The sequence below is a fragment of the Gardnerella washingtoni genome, from assembly GCF_049262705.1.
GTDB lineage: Bacteria > Actinomycetota > Actinomycetes > Actinomycetales > Bifidobacteriaceae > Bifidobacterium > Bifidobacterium vaginale_D.
On the sequence record NZ_CP058398.1, the window covers coordinates 469799 to 486040 of the forward strand.

Below are 16242 nucleotides of genomic sequence, written 5' to 3' on the forward strand. Positions count from 1 at the left end.
GATTGGACTATTATGACTGAAAATGCAACTTCTATTGCGGTAGATCCGTATGAGGATCCAAAAACGCGTAACAAGGTAGCAATTTATTCTCTTATTTTGCTGCTGATTACATTTATTTTAGGAACATTGTGTTTGCAAGGTTTTAATCTTGTATTCAACCAGATTGGTAAAGCTGTTGGAGCTCCAGAACAGGCGTCTCTTATTACCAGCTTACCGATTATTGTTCTAGGTATAGTTTGCTTTATATATGGATCTTTAGGTGACTTTGTGTCACTTCGTAGACTCATAACAATCGGTCTTGTTACCTTGTTTGTTGGGTCTCTGTTTGGTTTTGTTGCAAACTTCTATTTCACTCCAAACTTGTGGACCGTCATTATTGCACGTATTCTACAAACCGCTGGTGAACAGGTTGCAGGATCTTCCTTCCTTGTTATTGCAACTAAGTATTTGCGTAATGATTTGAAGGTTATTTTCTTCGGTCTCTTTACGGCCGCCTATCAGCTTTCTGCCTCTATTGGCGTGTTTGCTGCTGGTGCTCTTAGCTCTATTGCTTGGCAGTATTTGTTCTTGATTCCTGCAATTACGATTTTGTTCTTGCCTGTGCTTGTTAAGTGCTTGCCTACAAAGAATGGTATTGGTGGAAAGATTGATAAACTTGGCTTTACAGTATTTGGTATTGCTGTAACACTTCTTACACTGTTCTTCTCTTATAAGGCGTGGGGATTGTTACTCGGTTCTATAGTGCTTTTTGTTTTGTTTGCTTTCTACATTATGAAGGCAAAGAACCCGTTTGTAACTCCCGCATTCTTCAAGAATAAGCGTTGGCTTTCGGGCATTATTTTGATCTTCATCTTCTACTTCACCAACTATTGCATGCCTCCTATTTACAATGTGATTGGTGGCGCTCTGTATCATATGAATACTTCGCAAGTATCTTCCTACCTTGTGTGGGCTTTTGTGTGCGCTGCAGTATTCGGTGTGCTTTCTGGTACGATTATTAGTCATATTGGCCGCAAAGCTGGCATTATCACAGCATCATTATTGATGATTGTTGGTTGGGTTGGTGCTGCTTTGCTCATCAATACCGATTTCATGTCGCTTACTATTTGCGCTTGCATTTACTATGCGGGATGCGGTTTGATGTATTCTCCAATTGTCTCAACAGTTCTTTCTGCTCTTCCAGTTGAAGAATCTGGTCGCGGCTGTGGCATGAATGATTTGATTATGAATGTTACTGCTTCTATCGGTATTTCTATTTTCAGTGGTTTCTTTGGTGGAGATTTATTCAAGGGCTTCTCCCTCAGTGGTCTTCATGGACAGGCTTCTGGTTATTCCAATTTGCTCATGATGGGTGCTGGAGTGGCAGTTATTGGCTTAGTAGTTTATTTGGTTCGCAGCTGCTTTATCTCCGAAAAGAATGAAATTAGTGAAGAATAGTCTCAATAGGCTAATAAGTAAACAAAAATAAGTGTAGGCGGTCGTACAAAATGCGTGTGACCGCCTACACTTTTAGTTAATCATTTTATGCGTCTAGCTTTCGCATACGCTGTATACTAATTGGGTAAGCTGTTCCAAGTTCTTGTGCCCACAGTGACACATAAAACTCTTCGCACATCCAACGCAATCTTTCCGCAATATTTTCTGCTTCATCATGCGATGGCCCGGCAGGTAAAGATTTAGCTTTATCTTGTGCTTTTTCAACAATTTTGTGCGCTTCTTCAGCTTCCCAAGCCCAGCGAACATCGCGATTCTTATCTGATTTAGCTTTAGTGAGTCTAATCGCATCAGCTTGCAAGTATTTTTCAATTCTAGGAAGTGAATTTGCTGGAGCTTTTGCAATAAACCCTTCGTACACGAGGCTTGCAACATGTTCGCGAATAGATTGCAAAACAGATAATAGTGGTAAATCAGCCTTACCGGAAACAGCTTTGGTAACTTCTGCCTGTCGTTTTAATATGGCAATTACATCGTGTGCAACTTCATATACAGTATCCTCATACATTTGAGAAACGTTAGCTACAGCTTCTTTTAATAAAATATCGTCCGTGATTTTTTCAGGATTTGGTATGAGTCGCTTAACTGCAGCCATTTGCAAGTCTTCAGCTAATTTTTGAGAACTTGAATAAGGTGCAGCGGTAAGCATAAGAGCTTCTGATCCAAGCCATCGAGAAGTAATGCGCTTATTATCCAACCGTAACATGTGTAGAGCACCTTCCCATACCATTTGAGAACGCGAAAGCATAGTTGCGCCAGATTTATGTAACAGATCAGCTCTTTGTACAATGTTTCCAGCTTGTGCTGCTTTATTTGCTCTACGATCAACTACTGCTCTTGCTGACTTCTGAGCTTCTTTGGCAAAATGTTGCTGTAATGTAATCAAAGACTTATTAGTACCAAGAATTGTAGGTTTTACTCGATAAGCAAAGTTTTTATGATTTGCAGGCTGATTGTGATTTCCTTTAGATTTTCTTTCTTCAACGCTAAAAGTCACGCGTAAATATGATGAAAGTCTGTTCATCTGTTCATCGTTAAATACTTCAGGATGAATTTGTGCTCCAACAACAGCAATAGCAGCTTGAGTAAAAACTTCACGAAAATCTTGCCACGTAAGTTTGTTACTATCTTCGCTAGTTTCAACAATTCCAGGAAGCATATCATAATGTTCGTCAATCCAACCGCGAATTTTTTGAGCAGTGTCTGGTGCTGGCACGAATTGCACGCGCAAAGCTTTTGGTAAAGACTTAATCATGCCGATAATCAATTCGTTAAGTAAGCCGGGAACATTCCATGTGAATTCTTCTGGAGTTAAACGAGAAAGTACATGAAGAGGAACATGCACTGTTACACCATCTAAAGGATTGTGAATATCGTACACATAACTTAAACGCAATCTTATAGGTTGACCATCGGTTCCGATTGTGTTCCAATGGTCTGGATAATCGGCTAAATCGGTGCTTTGTGTAGTTTGTAAACGCTCAACTTCATCAGGATTAAAATCAAGTTTGTGGGGATTTTCTGCACGATTGTCTTTCCACCATTTTGCTAAAGTAACAATACTGGTAATTTCTTGAGGAAGTTGATTATCATAAAAAGTAAATAAATCTTCGTCGTTTACTGTTTCGCTTATTTGGCGCGTACGATTTGCTTGATTATCGGCGTCGTCAAGAATAGCACGATTTGCCAAAATAAAACCGTCATGGGGGAATCGTTGCTGGATATCTCCTTCAACAAGACCCTGACGAATCATCAACATTCTAGCTTCATACGGATTGATGCGTGCCCATTGAACTGTACGATCTTGTACAATAGGTAATCCGTACAAAAGTACTTTTGACTTCGCTACAGCGGAGCCTTTAGAAGCACTCCAATGAGCGTCAGAATACGTTATTCTCGTAAGATTTTTAGCAAGAGGCTCAGCCCAAGCAGGATCAATCTGTGCACAATATCTTGCCCAAAGTCTAGAAGTTTCAACTAATTCAGTGCATATAATCCAGGAAGGTGTAGTTTTAGCTACAGAAGAAGCTGGGAATATTGCAAATCTTGTGCCGCGAGCGCCTTGATAATCGTTTTTAGCCATTTTTTGTGCACGCTTCATGGCTCGAATTTTTGCTGTTCCGCTTAATCCAGCAAAATCAGAAGCTTTCGGTTCACGCACAACTTGCATTCCCATCATCGAAAGTAAGCCTGCAAGCATTGAAGCGTGTATACCTTGTGAATCCCAAGAGCAACATAGACTATGAGCAGCCTGCTGATTATTAGGAAGTTGACGAATTTCCAGAGGAGGTCTTTTAACTGGAGCAGGTTCGCCAATTTTATAATGCAATTCTTGACACAAGTCTTGCAGTTGATGAACTAAATCTTTCCACTGTTTTAAACGCAAAAAATGGAAAAATTCTGCCTTGCAAATCTTACGAAGCGCATTATTACTCATATCTCCATCTGCTTGGAATAACCTATCCCAGATGTTTAAAGCAGTCAAAAAATCGCTTGTTTCATCAGCATAACGACGATGCAACCTATCTGCTTCTTCGCGCTGATCTTCAGGTCGTTCTCGAGGATCTTGCAAACTTAAGAATGCAACAACTACTAGTATCGCGGCAAGAGTATTTGGCGTAGTACGCTTAGCGGCTTCAATAATCATGCGACCTAAGCGAATGTCAATCGGTAACTTAGCAAGCTCGCGACCAATATGAGTTAAAGTAATTACACCAGATTTTCTGCTTATTGCGCCAAGCTCGGTAAGTTCGTTAAAACCGTCGCTTACGGCTTTGATGTCTGGTGGGTCAATAAAACCAAAATTAGTAATATCTTCGCCAGTTTTAGCAACACCAACCGAAAGCATATGCAGAACCACTGCACCAAGAGAAGTACGCAAAATTTCAGGATATGTAAAACGTGGGCGAGTTTCATAATCTTCGCGCGAGTATAAGCGAATCGCAATGCCGTCTGCAATACGACCGCAGCGTCCGGAACGCTGATCAGCACTAGCTTGAGAAATTGGTTCTATAGGAAGTCTTTGCACTTTCGCAGATTTAGAATATCTGGAAATTCTCGCAAAACCAGGATCTACAACGTATCGAATACCAGGAACAGTAAGTGAAGTTTCTGCAACATTCGTAGCAATAACAATGCGCTGATGAGAGTGTGATTCAAAAACTCTATGCTGATCTTTTGCAGAAAGACGTGCAAAAAGAGGCACAATTTCAATCGCATCAGTTCGTTTCATATCGTTTGCGCGTGTGCCAAAATATGAACGTAAACCATCTTCAAACTCTCGAATATCGCGCTCGCCTGAAGCAAAAACCATAATGTCACGAGCACCATGTTCGTGACTTGAATGAATAACCAACTGTGCGCATGCTCGAGTTACAGCAGAAGTCATATCTTCGTCAGCAATATCTTCACGTTCTTGTTGGTTAGATTGGCTTTCTGCAACGGTATCTTCATCCATGGTTATGTCTGCAAAACCTGGTACATGTCTCATAAGAGAAGGTGCAGAGCCAAGTGGTTCGTAAAGTACTCGCACAGGGTAGGTTCGTCCAGAAACTTCAATAACAGGAACTTTTGTATGTAGCGCGTTTTCAAAATGGTCGCGGAATTTCGCAGAATCAATAGTTGCAGAAGTAATAATTAGCTTCAAATCGCGACGTTTCGGTAGCAAAGTTGTTAAATAGCCGAGAAGAAAATCAATATTAAGGCTGCGTTCGTGCGCCTCATCGATAATAATCGTGTCATATCGAGTAAGAAGTGGATCGCGCTGAATTTGCGCAAGTAAAATGCCATCAGTAACAATACGCAATTTTGTTTGAGATGAACTTTCATCAGTAAATCGCACCTGATATCCGATTTCTTCGCCCAGCTTTACTTCCATTTCGTTAGCAATACGCTCGGCTACAGTGCGAGCAGCCAAACGGCGAGGTTGAGTATGTACGATTTGCTTTCCTCTGCCACCTCTTCCAAGCTCAAGCGCCATTTTTGGGATTTGCGTAGTTTTACCAGAACCAGTTTGACCGGAAACAATCACAACTTGAGAAGACTTAATTGCTTCTATAATTTCGTCATGTGCTGCACAAATAGGAAGATCAGCAGGGTAATCGAATTTCATAGTATATTTATTTCTTTTCGTAGATATTTACTTTTTTAGTACTTCGATAACACGGTACCCTTTGGAACTAGCGTATTTTTCAACGCTAAAACTTTCATCCAGATTCTCCGCAAGCCAAGTAATTAATGAATCTGATCCAAGATTTTTTTGCACAACTAAATATGCTGCTCCTCCTACTTTTAAACGCGGTAGCCAAGTAAGCAACATATCGTGCAATATCTCTTTTCCAACGCGAATTGGAGGATTAGACCATATAATATCAAAATTATTAAATTCTTCAGCATATTTCTGCAAAGCATCTTCAACAAGAGTTGCATGAATATGTTTTAGTCCAGCGTTTTTTGCGTTTTGCGTAGTAAGTTCTAATGCACGCTCATTAACATCGACTGCGAAAATTCTTGCATTTGGAGACTCTAATCCAAGCGCCACACTAATAGGACCCCAGCCGCAACCAATATCAAGGAATTTTCCATTTTCTGGCAATTTTGGAGCATGTTTTAGTAATACTGAAGTGCCTAAATCAAGTCTCGAAGCACTAAAAACCCCGTTAGAAACTTGCATAGATACATCATTATTTCGCAAAGTAACGTGTAATATTCTGCGCTCGTCTTTTGATGATGGTGCTGCGGAAAAGTATTGTTCTCCGCTGATTTTTGTTTTACTAACTGTCTCTGATTGTTTCACTCGATGCTGATTGCTCATAATATTGCTCAAATTGTATTGTCTTGCAACAGCAGTACTGCTAGTGCTGCTATCTTGTTATATTTTGCGCTGCTTTATCGTATCTTTCGTATTACTTGAGTATTGTCTCCTCAAATCTCCATAATAAAACAAACGTTGTAAAACGCTAGCGAGGTTCTAGTCGCAACTCGCTACAATCGAATAGGGGCGGGTATAAGTGGTCGATAGTCGCAGCACTGCTGAAAGAGCTGATATGTTTAAAGAGCATGATTCCAGCTTTCCAGAACATAACTTTGATAAGAAAAATGCAAGTTCTCATAATTCTGGCCTGCTTTCATGGCATTCTGATGTACTTCTTGACACTACTTCAGCAAGTGAACAGCATGATGAAACTTGGCAAGAGCGTGAGTCTCGAAATGCTTTGAAACGTGTTGCCGGACTTGGTGAGTTGCAAGATGTTACAGAAGTTGAGTATAGAAAACTCCGTCTTGAGCGCGTTGTGCTCGTAGGTGTATGGTCTAGTGCAAAGGGAACTCTTGCTCAGGCAGAAGAGTCATTGCGTGAGCTTGCAGCTTTGGCACAAACTGCCGGTACAGTAGTGTGCGATGGTATGCTTCAACAACGTTATAGGCCAGATGCTGCAACATATGTTGGTTCAGGTAAAGCGCGAGAACTTGCAGCTGTAGTAGCGCAACATGATGCTGATACGATTATCGTCGATGATGATTTGCCGCCAAGTCAGCGTCGTGCTTTAGAAGATGCAACTAAAGTTAAAGTTGTTGACAGAACTGCTGTGATTTTAGATATTTTCGCTCAACATGCTACGAGTCGCGAAGGTAAGGCTCAAGTTGAACTCGCACAGTTGCAGTATATGCTTCCTCGATTGAGAGGATGGGGCGCAGCTCTTTCGAGACAGGCCGGTGGTCGTGCTGCGGGAGATGCTGGTATTGGATCTCGAGGTCCTGGTGAAACTAAAATTGAAATGGATCGACGTGCAATTCGTAATCGTATTGCTAAATTACGTCATGATATTGCACATATGGCACCAGCGCGAGTTGTAAAGCGTGGCTCTCGACGTCGTCAAGATATACCGACAGTCGCAGTAGTAGGTTATACGAATGCGGGGAAATCCTCTATTATTAATCGGCTAACTGGTTCGCAAGAATTAGTAGAAAATGCTTTGTTTGCAACGCTCGATACCGCTGTGCGTCGCGCTCAAACTCAAGATGGTAGAACTTATACGTTAGTAGATACAGTAGGATTTGTACGCAGGCTTCCAACCCAGCTAGTAGAAGCTTTTAAATCTACGTTGGAAGAAGTTAGTCAAGCAGACGTCATCTTGCACGTAGTTGACGGTTCGCACCCAGATCCTATTGCGCAAATTGATGCTGTAAACGAAGTTCTCGCAAATATTGATGGGGTAGAAGATACTCCGCAGATTATGGTGTTAAATAAAGCAGATATGATGAGTGATGCTGCACGAGAGCGTTTTGCTTCGCTGTATCCAGACGCTGTTATAGTTTCTGCAGCAAGCGGCGAGCATCTTCACATATTGCGTAACCGTTTAGAGGCATTACTGCCATCGCCGCGTGTTCGTGTAGAAATTATCTTACCGTATACTGCGGGAGCGTTACTGTCACAAGTCCGTGAAAATGGTGTTGTAGAAAAAGCTGAATATGCTGACAATGGCGTAGAACTTGTGGCTTGGGTAGGTCCGTCATTGGCTGCAAAACTAATGCAAGTGGCTTTGGAATAATAAATTCCGGTGGTGCGATTAGAGTAAAGGTGTTCATACCAATAGGCTCTTAATGTGAGAGCAGTCCCAGATAATCACAATGGGCGTATGATTGTGCGCTCTACGGGACGTAACAGGTTGCCGAAAAGAGGTTTTTGCTCATGGTGAGTTCGCAGGTTAAGCCAACGAAGCTTGCAATTATCGGTGCTGGTGCAGTCGGTTCTACGCTTGCTTTTGCTGCTGCGCAGCGTGGTGTTGCGCGTGAGATTGTGCTTGAAGATATTGCTAAGGAACGTGTTGAAGCTGAAGTTTTGGATATGCAGCACGGTTCTAGTTTCTATCCTGCAGTTTCTATTGCAGGTTCTGACGATGTGGAGATCTGCCGCGACGCTGATATGGTTGTAATTACTGCTGGCGCTCGCCAGAAGCCAGGTCAAACTCGTTTGGAACTTGCTGGTGCCACTATCAATATTATGAAGTCCATCATTCCAAATGTGGTGAAAGTTGCCCCTAACGCCATTTACATGCTGATTACCAACCCTGTAGATGTGGTAACGCATGTTTCTATGAAACTTTCTGGTCTTCCAGCAAATCAAATCTTTGGTTCTGGCACCAACCTTGATTCTGCTCGTCTTCGTTTCCTGATTGCACAACATACTGGCGTTAATGTTAAGAATGTTCACGCTTATATTGCTGGCGAACATGGTGATTCTGAAGTTCCGCTGTGGGCTTCTGCAACCATCGGTGGTGTTCCAATGTGCGATTGGAATGCTCTTCCAGGTCATGAGCCACTTGATGCAGCTAAGCGTGAAGAGATTCATCAGGAAGTTGTGAATGCTGCTTACAAGATTATTAATGGTAAGGGTGCTACTAATTACGCTATTGCAATGTCTGGTGTAGATATTGTAGAAGCCGTTCTTCGTGACACTAACCGCATTTTGCCAGTATCTTCTTTGCTTGATGACTTCCACGGCATTTCTGATGTGTGCATGTCTGTACCAACCTTGCTTAACCGCAATGGTGTGAACTCTCGTCTTAACACTCCAGTTTCTGACCGCGAATTAGCTGCCTTGAAGCGTTCTGCAGAGACTTTGCGTGAAACTGCTGCTAAGTTTGGTTTCTAGTTTATAACATACTAGTTTCTTTTCTAAAAGTTTAAGCCACTTCTTTACTTAGTTGTGAGGGAGTGGCTTTTGCTATGACTCAACAACATGCCACATAATATTTTCTACGAGTTCGATATATCATTATTATTATGGCAGATTTTTCTCATATTCTTGCGACTCGTTCTGATTTTAACGATAGTGATCGCGAATGGCTTCATCATCTCGTAGCTGATTGGCAAGTAATAGCTGATTTAAGTTTTGCAGATTTATTGTTAATTATTCAAAACGGTGAGGGAGATTATGTTGTTGCTGAGCAGTGCAGACCTTCCACGGCTATTACATTGCGTACTGATGATTTGCTAGGGAAGAAATTGGATGATTCGCTTGTGCCAGAGCTTAGCGATGCAATTAAGTCTGAAACAAGTTTCCATTCATCGACTTTGCGATCAGTTGGTCGAGCAACAGTGTGTTATGTTTATGCTCCAGTTAGACATCGCGGTAAGACGCTTGGATTGGTTATGCGTGAAACCAATTTAGCAACACGTGAATCGAATGGTCGATATGAGATGGAAAGCATTAATGCGGGAAAAACATTATTTGATATGATTCCTCGTGAACAATTCCCGTATCGTGAATCTGTGTTGAATCAACGACATAATGCGCGTGTTTCTGATGGTTTTATTGTGTTAGAAGCTGATGGAATAGTGCGTTATGCTTCACCTAATGCGATTAGTTGTTTCCGTCGTTTGGGTGGTTTAGATACTATGCAAGGCGAGTATTTGAGTGAATTTGGTACGCGTCTATTGCATACTAATGATACTGTTTCTGAAAGCCTTCCTCTTGTACTTACAGGTAAAGCAGATGTTGATTGTGAGTTAGAAGCAAATCATTCTATAGTTTCTATGCGTTCTTTGCCGTTGTGGGGACCAAATAATCGCGTTGGTGCGGTTGTATTATGTCGTGATGTTACAGAAGTGTTGCGTCGTGAGCAAGAATTACGAACTAAGAATGCTACTATTTCTGAAATCCATCATCGAGTAAAAAACAATTTGCAAGCTGTTTCTGCATTGTTGCGCCTGCAAGCGCGTAAAACAAAATCAGCTGAAGTAAGGAAAGAACTTGAGGAAGCTCAACGTCGTGTGCAGACTATTGCATTAGTTCATGAAGGTTTAAGCCAGACTGCTGATGAAATTGTTGATTTCGATAAAGTTATTTCCAGTCTGTTGAAAATGTCTATCGAATTGGCTTCTCAGAATCAAAATATTGATATTGATTTTGTTGGTAAATTTGGTCGTCTGGCTGCACAAGATGCGACTCCGTTATCATTAGTGTTGACTGAATTAGTAACGAATGCTGTTGAGCATGGCTTTGAAGGTCGTGAAAGCGGTCATATTCGTATTGCTGTTGGTCGTGGCGGCGACAACCTTAATATTGTCGTGGAAGATGATGGAGATGGGATTGATAGTGAATCGTCTCATGGAATGGCGAAACCGTCAGGTTCTGGTCTTGGAACACAAATTATCAACACATTTGTTACTAATGATTTTGGCGGAACTGTGCGGTGGTCACCTCGTCGTGAAGGTGGCACTCGTGTAGTATTGGACATCAAATTGCGTGTCTCTGGCATTGAATGATACGTCATGCAGAAGAGCTAATACTATAAAGTAACAATAAGTATCACTATAGGGAAAGTATCACTTATAGAGAATCTCATCACGCATAAATACAAATTGCCGCAGTTTAAGTAAGCATCAAAAATGAGCTGCTTACTTGTGGTGAGTTCTCTTATGGTGAGCTTATATCATTTTACATTGTTGCATCTTGACTTTTGCGCGCGCGAATGACTCGACGTTTTAACGTGCGTCGTTCATCTTCGCTCAAGCCGCCCCATACGCCATAGTCTTGATTCGTTTCTAATGCGCATCGTAAGCATTCGGTTGCAACTTTGCATGAACGACACACTGCTTTTGCTTCTTCAAGTTGCTGCATTGCAATGCCCGCACTACCAAGAGGAAAGAAAAGCTCAGGATCTTTATCTCGGCATGCAGCTGTATTACGCCAATTAAACGAATTGCTCATGAATTACTATCCTCATTTCTTATACCTTACGGAGGTGCACTTAAGAAGTCTACCTGAATGTAAGGAAAGCATGAATATGTGATTTTTTCAAGGTATTTTGCATCTTTATTAAGATTTTTTATTTTCTGCAATCGTTAGGCCATACTACTTGTACTAAATTTGCTGCCCCTGGAGCAATAATGACACAGCGTCCTGGGAGTTGGTAGTCTTGTGCATCAAGAGTTTTTGATAATGCTGTGGGTATGCCAAGCATAGTATCCATTCCAACATCACCAGTGGGGAATATGATGCGAACTGGTGCTTGTTCTGGCAATCGTAAATTGCGTGCAGTATTCGTGCTAAAAACAATAGGAAAGTAACTATTCTGCAATTGTTCTTGGAAAGCAATCGCCTGCTGATCAGCATTAAGCGGATTAAGCAATTCATCTGCATCATCAATGAGCAATGGTGAAACATTATGTTGAACGCATGCTACATTTTGAGCTGTTAATGTTGTGCCAGAATATACTGGCACTTGTAGAGCTTGTGAAATTATGCGTAGTATTGTGCTTTTACCTTGTTGACGTCCTCCAATAATAGCTACGTTTCCTAAATGCAGTGGTAAGAATGCTGGAGATAAATGAATGCTGTCATCCTGCAAACCAATAACAACAGCTTGTGCTAATGGATTCGTTATACGCGTTTGTTGATGAGTTGCTACTTTTATTTTATTATCGTCAGTTTTATGCTCATATCGTTTAAGTTGTTCTATAGAGAGTAGAGATGGTAATGGAGCGCTAAATAATGTTGGTGAATATTCATGATGACAGAACCTTCCTGCCAATTGTATAGCGCGCACCAATCGTCGAGGGTTTTGACTTTGAGCACATCGTAGTGAAGTTACTCCCTCTCCAATATTGTAGTAGGCACTTCCTGGGGTATGGGGGCTTATGTGAGAAGCTTGCGATGTGCCTAGTAATTCTTGAGATTGCATTCCGTCTCTCACGCGTAAACAAATATTAATAGCAATATTAGCTTTCATATCTGCGCTCACTTGACCTAACGGATTTTGCGTTCCAGCAATAATATGCATGCCTAGAGATCTACCTACGGAAGCAATGCGTATAAGACGTGGCATGTAGTCAGGAAGTTGATCTTTTAAAGCATGAAATTCGTCTATAACAATAAGCAATGAAGGTTCTGCTGGAATAACTTGTGAAATATTGTGACAGCCTTGTTGTGCAACTAAGCGTTCGCGCCTATCTAATTCTAATTCTAGTCCTCGCAGGGCTCTAGTTGCGTGACGTAAGTTTAGATCGCCAACGTTTCCTACAGTGTGTGGCAGAGTTGACAGGGCATCGAAAGTTGCGCCACCTTTAAAATCCATGAAAACAAAATGTAATTGTTCTGGAGCATACTGGAATGCTAATGCTAAACACCAAGTTGTAAGCAATACGGATTTGCCTGATCCTGTAGTTCCTGCTACTAACGCATGTGGACCATTGTTAATTAAATCCATGTAGCAGTAACCATTGTTACTTACGCCCAGTGGTGCAATAAGGTGCTTTTGTTTAGTACTAGGCAAAGATGCGTGTGAAGTTATATATTGATTTGCTGATTCTAGTGTATTCTGTGCGCAATTTGTTGTTATATTTTTTAACCAAGTGTATAGTACCGTTTTCCAAGGTGGTTGTGCTGTACAAGCTGCGTTTCTATTCATCAATAATGTTTCTAAACTTACTGGTGTAAGATTATCTGGTAGATTTTCTTCAGATGCTTGTTCATAAGAAAAATTAGCTGCAGAAGAGTAGGGTTCTTGTGTAATTTGCTGGTTTTGTTCTGCGTTTTGTGTGTTCTGCTGTTGTGTTAAGTATTGCAAAATTTGTGGTACTAAACTTGTTACATACATCATAATGCTTGGAACAATCATTGCCAGCATCATCCAATTGTTTTGCATCCAAGCCATTATTGCTAATGCAATATGAGCTAGTATAGGTACAATACTTGCTGCAAGTTGTACGTACATGAGTACTTTGGTGGTAGTTATCGTTGTATGAGATTCTTTGCGCATAATTGTATAATGACAATATTTGCTTACTCATAACAAGAGTTGCATGAACTTGTGGTTAAAAGATAAAGCGGCGGAGTATGCAGCTTAGCTATATTTTATAGACAAGTGCGTGTCAGAACGCAGTATTTTGTAATTCGGCAAGTGTTCCAACAGCACCTGGTTTATGTGTTCCTGCTGCAAGCTGATTGAACAAATCTAGATTTTTAGCATCGTCAAGCAACACAGATGAACCGACTCCTGGCACTTGATAATCAGGGTTTGTCCAATATATTGTGCCAGATACGCCTTGTGAACCTGTTGCTTCTCTAAAAGCTTGAGCCATTTCCCACAGAGTACCAGGATTAGATTTTTCGTCAAGTAAAACTGAGCTTAAGCCTGCTTTGGCAAGTTTTTTTATTTTCCCCAAATTTGTAATCGTATCGCGTGCTAAAGCTTTTTTCATAATTGCTGCAATAACCATGCGTTGACGTGCAGCACGACCAAAATCGGACTGTGGATCTGCATAACGCATGCGTGAAAATGCTAGTGCTGTGGCACCATCAACATGATGACAGCCAGAGGTCCAATGTAATCCGCTAAATCTATCACTTACTGTGCGGTTGTAGCATAAATCGATTCCATCGAGTGCGTTAACAACATTGGTAAGACCATTAAAACGTATTTCTGCAACGTGATCGATTCTGTGACCAGTAATGGATTCAACTACTGAAGTTAGTGCTTTATTTCCGGCAAACTGAGCTACGCTGTTAATTTTCATATGTTCACCATTGAAGGAAATAAGTGAATCGCGAGGAATGGAAATGAGAGAACTGTGACCGTTGCTTGGCTTCGTGAGTACAAGAATAGTATCAGTTCTAAAACCGGTAATTTCTTTAGCTTCTTCACCTTCACGCTGATCAGAACCGAGAATAAGCCAAGCAGTTCCTTGGGTGCTTGGTGTATTCGTAAGCCATGATGTGCGATTCATGCGGGAATCTACCCAATGCCACGAGTATACGCCTAATCCCATGCATGTTATTACGAGTATTGTGAGCAGTGCTAAGAAAACATGGAGGAACCTGTGCGACTTTTTGACTGGCATTTGTGCAGCAGCTTCTGCGACATTGTTCAATGCCGTGGAAGCGTGGATATGTGGTGCTGGGTGTATTTGTCGTACCTGTTTTGGTTGCTGCTGATGTGGTGCGTAAGTAACAGGCTGTTGTGTATAAAACTGATTTGATGTTCTTACTTGTTTTCGTTGCGTTTGAGGTGCAAAGGAAGGTGCCTGTGTTGTACTGGGATGATGTGCAGTAGTTTTCGCTTGTTTTGTGTGTGTTGGTATGAAGCTTGGGGGAACGTTGGTAAGAGACGAATCGTTAGTGTGCGAAGGATTGAAGATTGGCGGATTTGTGCTATCTTCAGAAAAGTCCTTGTGCGATTGCGAATTCATGCATCCTCCCAATGCGCTTCATAGTTATTACAACGAAATAATGAGTACTGTAAATCTACAGCACTCATGTTACTTATATTACCTCATTTATTTCGAGGTACAGCGCACAATACATTATTAACATACCGATCTGCAATACCAACATATTGTCCAGTTTGTGGATCGTGAATAGTTCCATTAGTAGGATTTACAATTCCACCAGTGTTTGGATCGATAAGTTGTCCTTGAGCATTTTTAGCTAACCCTGTTTTAGGATTAATTGAACCTACATGCGTAGTCTGCGTATTTATTTTGTTTAATTTATCGTTTTCACTTACGCTGGTATTGTCGTCATCAATATCATCAGTCTGATTAGTATTTTTGGAATTATTGTTAGTACTTTTTTTGTTTTTATTTGTAGCTTGCAAAAAGAGTGGCTTATTCTCGCGCATTCTTTTCCAAATACTGTCTGCTTCATCGGACCATACAACGCGATTTGGATCATACGCATCTGGAACAACAGGAATTGTTTGCGCATAAATATGAGAAGTATTTAATTTGCGCATACTGAGCGCAAGACCAACTAGAGTGCTCGGATCAGCTAATCCTTCGCTGATACTCAAAGCACCTAATGCTGATTTAGCAAGCTGATAAAGTTCTCCAGTTTGGGTAAATAAATTCTTAGATAGTGCTTGATGCAAAAGCTGTTTAATAAGATATTGCTGCCTAGTAGTGCGCATAATATCGGAACCGTCACTTGCGGTATCGTGTCGCATACGTGCGTATTGTGTAGCAAGACGACCATCTAAATGCTGCATGCCTTGTTTAAAATTCACGCCTGTATACGTATCTCGTGTAGCAGTTGGAATACATAAAGATACGCCGCCAATAGCATCAATCATATTGCTTAATCCACTAAAATCAGTGACAATAAAATGATGAATATTTAAGCCAGTAAGTGCATTAACCGCTTTCAAGGAACATGACGCTGCTGAAGCTAAATCTCCGCCTTGTGCGTATCCGCTAGCGAAAATTGAGTTAAACATAACGTGTTGGCGTGCTGGAATGCGACCTTTTGTAGTGTCGCAAGCAGGAGCATTGACCATGGAATCGCGTGGAATAGAAACGATATTCATATATGATCTGTCAGCACTAATTTGCACTACCATGGTGGTGTCAGATTGATGATCGCCTGTCTCGCTATCGTGAGTAAAGCTTCGATTATTGCCGTCGCGTGAATCTTGACCTAAAACGAGAAAAGTTACAGGTTTTCCTGCATTAACGTCTAGGGTTTGGCGTGCCTGTTTATCTCGGGAAATTACGCTGATAACACGACTGCTTACAGTTGAAGAAAAATCTAACCATGTAGCAGCCATAATTGTCAAAAAGAAGGTGAGTACTGAAATGATAACTATACACAGTATCTTGCGCGTGCGGTTAATCATACGATAACCGAAGCTATGACGCGGAGTAGCGGAATTCCAATTATCTGATTGGTACCGTACATCTTCAGGATACCGCGAAGTTGCCATCGTGCCTTCTTTCGCAATAGGAGAAAGACTCTGTATGCTGCTGTAA

Annotated in this window: 10 protein-coding genes; 4 read left to right on the forward strand and 6 right to left on the reverse strand. The window is 41.2% G+C overall.

The genetic code is table 11. From position 1 onward, the window contains the following. Window positions 1-12 precede the first annotated feature (12 nt). Window positions 13-1437, forward strand: coding sequence for an MFS transporter (locus tag HXT28_RS01810; RefSeq protein WP_064347059.1), 1425 nt, complete (start codon window positions 13-15; stop codon window positions 1435-1437). A gap of 85 nt (window positions 1438-1522) precedes the next feature. Here the strand turns inward: HXT28_RS01810 and hrpA are convergent, their stop codons facing one another. Both hrpA and HXT28_RS01820 read right to left on the reverse strand, forming a co-directional pair. Further along, window positions 1523-5632, reverse strand: a complete 4110-nt coding sequence (gene hrpA / locus HXT28_RS01815; protein ID WP_422113688.1) for an ATP-dependent RNA helicase HrpA — start codon at window positions 5630-5632, stop codon at window positions 1523-1525. Further along, window positions 5633-6307 (reverse strand): class I SAM-dependent methyltransferase, encoded by a 675-nt coding sequence (locus tag HXT28_RS01820; RefSeq protein ID WP_422113573.1) that lies wholly within the window; start codon window positions 6305-6307, stop codon window positions 5633-5635. A gap of 232 nt (window positions 6308-6539) precedes the next feature. Here HXT28_RS01820 and hflX point away from each other — a divergent pair, with 232 nt between their 5' ends. From hflX to HXT28_RS01835, 3 genes are all read left to right on the forward strand, one after another. Beyond that, entirely contained in the window at window positions 6540-8042 is a 1503-nt protein-coding gene (gene hflX, locus HXT28_RS01825; protein WP_422113574.1) for a GTPase HflX, read from the forward strand. A 140-nt stretch (window positions 8043-8182) separates the two neighbouring features. Further along, window positions 8183-9145 carry an L-lactate dehydrogenase gene (locus HXT28_RS01830; RefSeq protein WP_016636555.1) on the forward strand — a complete coding sequence of 321 codons (963 nt, stop codon included), beginning with the start codon at window positions 8183-8185 and terminating at the stop codon, window positions 9143-9145. A 131-nt stretch (window positions 9146-9276) separates the two neighbouring features. Continuing rightward, window positions 9277-10761: a sensor histidine kinase gene (locus HXT28_RS01835; protein ID WP_422113575.1), complete on the forward strand. Its 1485-nt coding sequence runs from the start codon at window positions 9277-9279 to the stop codon at window positions 10759-10761. A 172-nt stretch (window positions 10762-10933) separates the two neighbouring features. Here HXT28_RS01835 and HXT28_RS01840 read toward each other — a convergent pair whose 3' ends face one another. The 4 genes from HXT28_RS01840 to HXT28_RS01855 all read right to left on the reverse strand — a co-directional run bounded on the left by HXT28_RS01840 (window position 10934) and on the right by HXT28_RS01855 (window position 16196). Continuing rightward, complete coding sequence (locus HXT28_RS01840; protein ID WP_016636553.1) at window positions 10934-11206, reverse strand: WhiB family transcriptional regulator; 273 nt, start codon at window positions 11204-11206, stop codon at window positions 10934-10936. Window positions 11207-11324: 118 nt separating this feature from the next. After that, entirely contained in the window at window positions 11325-13256 is a 1932-nt protein-coding gene (locus tag HXT28_RS01845; protein ID WP_422113576.1) for an FtsK/SpoIIIE domain-containing protein, read from the reverse strand. A gap of 112 nt (window positions 13257-13368) precedes the next feature. Beyond that, a complete protein-coding gene (locus HXT28_RS01850; RefSeq protein ID WP_422113577.1) occupies window positions 13369-14685 on the reverse strand; it encodes an LCP family protein in 1317 nt (438 codons plus the stop codon). An 83-nt stretch (window positions 14686-14768) separates the two neighbouring features. Continuing rightward, window positions 14769-16196, reverse strand: coding sequence for an LCP family protein (locus HXT28_RS01855; protein WP_422113578.1), 1428 nt, complete (start codon window positions 16194-16196; stop codon window positions 14769-14771). Window positions 16197-16242 lie beyond the last annotated feature (46 nt).

What these genes read in the sequence shown, in the direction of transcription:
- HXT28_RS01850 (WP_422113577.1), bottom strand. Translation starts at nt 14,685, where the DNA reads ATGAATTCGCAATCGCACAAGGACTTTTCTGAAGATAGCACAAATCCG.
- HXT28_RS01845 (WP_422113576.1), bottom strand. Translation starts at nt 13,256, where the DNA reads ATGCGCAAAGAATCTCATACAACGATAACTACCACCAAAGTACTCATG.
- HXT28_RS01810 (WP_064347059.1), top strand. Translation starts at nt 13, where the DNA reads ATGACTGAAAATGCAACTTCTATTGCGGTAGATCCGTATGAGGATCCA.
- hflX (WP_422113574.1), top strand. Translation starts at nt 6,540, where the DNA reads ATGTTTAAAGAGCATGATTCCAGCTTTCCAGAACATAACTTTGATAAG.
- HXT28_RS01820 (WP_422113573.1), bottom strand. Translation starts at nt 6,307, where the DNA reads ATGAGCAATCAGCATCGAGTGAAACAATCAGAGACAGTTAGTAAAACA.
- HXT28_RS01830 (WP_016636555.1), top strand. Translation starts at nt 8,183, where the DNA reads ATGGTGAGTTCGCAGGTTAAGCCAACGAAGCTTGCAATTATCGGTGCT.
- HXT28_RS01835 (WP_422113575.1), top strand. Translation starts at nt 9,277, where the DNA reads ATGGCAGATTTTTCTCATATTCTTGCGACTCGTTCTGATTTTAACGAT.
- HXT28_RS01840 (WP_016636553.1), bottom strand. Translation starts at nt 11,206, where the DNA reads ATGAGCAATTCGTTTAATTGGCGTAATACAGCTGCATGCCGAGATAAA.
- HXT28_RS01855 (WP_422113578.1), bottom strand. Translation starts at nt 16,196, where the DNA reads ATGGCAACTTCGCGGTATCCTGAAGATGTACGGTACCAATCAGATAAT.